At 64.3% G+C, this 3,111-nt stretch carries 2 protein-coding genes and 1 pseudogene; all 3 read right to left on the bottom strand.

Annotation, left to right across the window (positions count from 1 at the left end; translation table 11 throughout):
* The coding region (locus J4685_RS22330) for an oxaloacetate decarboxylase subunit beta (protein ID WP_046593418.1) at positions 1-1,179 on the bottom strand (1,179 nt) is incomplete at its 3' end.
* A gap of 12 nt (positions 1,180-1,191) precedes the next feature.
* On the bottom strand, positions 1,192-2,958 hold the full coding sequence (oadA, locus tag J4685_RS22325) for a sodium-extruding oxaloacetate decarboxylase subunit alpha (RefSeq protein WP_000150441.1): 1,767 nt from the start codon (positions 2,956-2,958) through the stop codon (positions 1,192-1,194).
* Between the two features lie 15 nt (positions 2,959-2,973).
* A pseudogene (locus tag J4685_RS22320) lies at positions 2,974-3,111 on the bottom strand (oxaloacetate decarboxylase subunit gamma); the annotation flags it as partial.

Here is a 3,111-nt window from a genome sequence, read left to right as displayed (position 1 = left end):
GTCCGACTCCAGCCCCACTTTGTTCGATACGCGTGCCGCCATCGGCACTGCCGACACCCCGGCTGAACCTATCAGCGGGTTGATTTTGTTCTTACTGCACAGGTTCAGCAGCTTCGCCATCAGCACCCCGGCCGCCGTCCCGATACCGAACGCAACCACCCCCAGCAGCAGAATGCCCAGCGTCTGCGGTTGCAGGAGCTTGTCCGCCACCAGCTTGGCGCCCACCGACAGCCCGAGGAAGATGGTCACGATATTAATCAGCCCGTTCTGCACCGTGTCGCTCAGACGCTCCACCACGCCGCTTTCACGCATCAGATTGCCAAAGCAGAACATCCCCGGCAGCAGCAGCGCCACCAGCAGCAACAGCACCACCGGGAAGAGGATTTTTTCCCGCTTACTCACCGTGCGCAGCTGCACCATGCGGATTTTGCGCTCTTTCTCGCTGGTCAGCGCGCGCATAATCGGCGGCTGGATTAACGGCACCAGCGCCATATATGAGTACGCCGCCACCGCAATGGCCCCCAGCAGCTCCGGCGCCAGCTTGCCCGACAGGTAAATCGCCGTCGGGCCGTCCGCGCCGCCGATAATGCCGATGGCCGCCGCCTGCGGCAGGGTGAAGCTGATAAGGCCGAAGTAGTTCAGCGTCAGCGCCCCCAGCACGGTGGCGAAGATGCCGAACTGCGCCGCCGCGCCCAGCAGCAGGGTGCGCGGGTTGGCCAGCAGCGGGCCGAAGTCGGTCATCGCGCCCACGCCCATGAAGATGACCAGCGGCGCGACGCCGGAGCCAATCGCCACTTTGTAAAACAGCGCCAGCACCCCCGGTGTGTAGCCCATGTCCACCGCCAGGTTCTCCATCTGGCTCTGCACCGACGGCAGCGCCAGCGCTAATGCCTCTTTAATGGCGTGCACGTCCGGCGCGCAGTTAAGCTTCGCGGCAATCACCGCCAGCTGCCCGGCGTCGTGATGCGCCAGCAGGCTCTCCAGCGCGGTCAGCGCCATGCCCGCTTCCGGGATATTGGAGAGCAGGCCGCCGAAGCCAATCGGCAGCAACAACAACGGCTCGAACTTCTTCGCTATCGCCAGCCACAGCAGCAGCAGGCTCACCAGCAGCATGATGGCCTGGCCTGCGCCAAGGTGCATCAGCCCCATGCCCTGAAGCAGGGCGTTCAGACTTTCCATTTCAGTTCTCCGTTACGCCAGCGTCATCAGGGGGTCGCCGACGGAGACGGCGTCGCCGGACTTCACCGCGATACCGCGTACCGTCCCGGCCTGCGCGGCGCGGATTTCGGTTTCCATCTTCATGGCTTCCAGAATCAGCAGCACGTCGCCTTCCGCCACCGTCTGGCCCTCGGTGGCAATCACCTTCCAGATGTTGCCCGCCAGCGGCGCGGTGACCGGGGTGCCGGCGCCTGCCGGAGCGGCAGCGGCTGGCGCGGAGGCAGGAACGGCTGCGGTCAGCTGGCTGATATCGCCACCGTCGCTGACCTTCACCACAAAGGCTTTGCCTTCCACTTCCACGGTGTAGATACCGGAAGCGGCAGGCTTCTCTGCTTTTGCCACCGGCTGCGCGGCTTCCGCCTGCGGCAGTGGCTCAAACGCCGCCGGGTTATGGCGGTTTTCGAGGAATTTCAGCCCAATCTGCGGGAACAGCGCCACGGTGAGCACGTCGTCGATGGCGTTTCCCGCCAGAGTGATGCCCTTCTCCTGCGCCTGGCGCCTGACGTCCGCTTCCAGTTCAGCCAGTTCCGGTTTGAGTAAATCCGCCGGACGGCAGGTCACCGGAGCGCCCCCTTCCAGCACGCGGGCCTGTAACGCGGCGTTCACCGGCACCGGGGTGTGGCCGTATTCGCCTTTCAGAATGCCCGCCGTTTCTTTGGCAATGGTTTTGTAGCGTTCGCCGGTCAGCACGTTGAGCACCGCCTGGGTGCCGACAATCTGCGAGGTCGGGGTGACCAGCGGGATAAAGCCGAGGTCCTCGCGCACGCGGGGGATTTCCGCCAGCACCTGGTCGAGTTTGTCCGCCGCGTTCTGCTGCTTCAGCTGGCTTTCGAGGTTGGTCAGCATTCCGCCCGGCACCTGGGCCACCAGGATACGGCTGTCGTAGCCCTTCAGCTGGCCTTCAAAGGCGTGATATTTCTTGCGCACCTCGCGGAAGTACGCTGCGATGCTCTCCAGCTTCAGGATATCCAGCCCGGTGTCGTGTTCCGTGCCGGCAAGCGTTGCCACCAGCGCTTCGGTGGCCGGGTGGCCGTAGGTGGCGCTCATGGAGGAAATCGCCGTGTCGACGCCGTCAACGCCCGCCTCGATGGCTTTCAGCAGCGCCATCTCCGCCATGCCGGTGGTGGCATGACAGTGCAGGTGCAGGCGCACCTCAAAACGTTTTTTGATTTCGCTGACCAGCTCAAAGGCGGCCATCGGCGTGAGGATGCCGGACATATCCTTGATGGCAATCGAGTCAACGCCGGTCTCTAACAACTGTTCGGTCAGGTCCAGCCAGGTCTGCAGGGTGTGCGCCGGGCTGGTGGTGTACGAGAGCGTGCCCTGGGCGTGCGCGCCGTGGCTGCGCACCGCCTGCAGGGCGGCTTTCATATTGCGCGGGTCGTTCATGGCGTCGAAGACGCGGAACACGTCCATGCCGTTTTTCACCGCGCGCTCAACGAAGCGCTCCACCACGTCATCGGCATAGTGGCGGTAGCCGAGCAGGTTCTGGCCGCGCAGCAGCATCTGCAGGGGGGTCTTCGGCATGGCCTTTTTGAGCTCGCGCAGGCGGACCCACGGGTCTTCGCCGAGGAAACGGATGCAGGCGTCAAAGGTGGCGCCGCCCCAGCACTCCAGCGACCCGTAGCCCACGTCATCGAGCGCGGCGGCAATCGGCAGCATATCGTCAAGGCGCAGGCGGGTGGCGAACAGAGACTGGTGGGCGTCACGCAGGACGACATCGGTAATGGCAATAGTCATGGATCCCTCCGGGAATTAAGCGTTAAGGCGGTGATGGTGAATGGCGGCGGCAATCACCGGCTTTAAGCGGGTGAAGTCGTCCACGACGGGAACGGCGCGCGGTGCTGGCGCGGCGACGGGTTCCGGGAAGAAGCGAGTAATCACGGCAGACAT

Origin of the sequence: Salmonella sp. 32100201201700099SM, assembly GCF_017572645.1 — a bacterium.
In the GTDB taxonomy this organism is placed as follows: Bacteria; Pseudomonadota; Gammaproteobacteria; order Enterobacterales; family Enterobacteriaceae; genus Salmonella; species Salmonella enterica.
The sequence above is the reverse complement of the archived record's forward strand: the minus strand, read 5'-3'. Positions and strand labels throughout refer to the sequence as shown.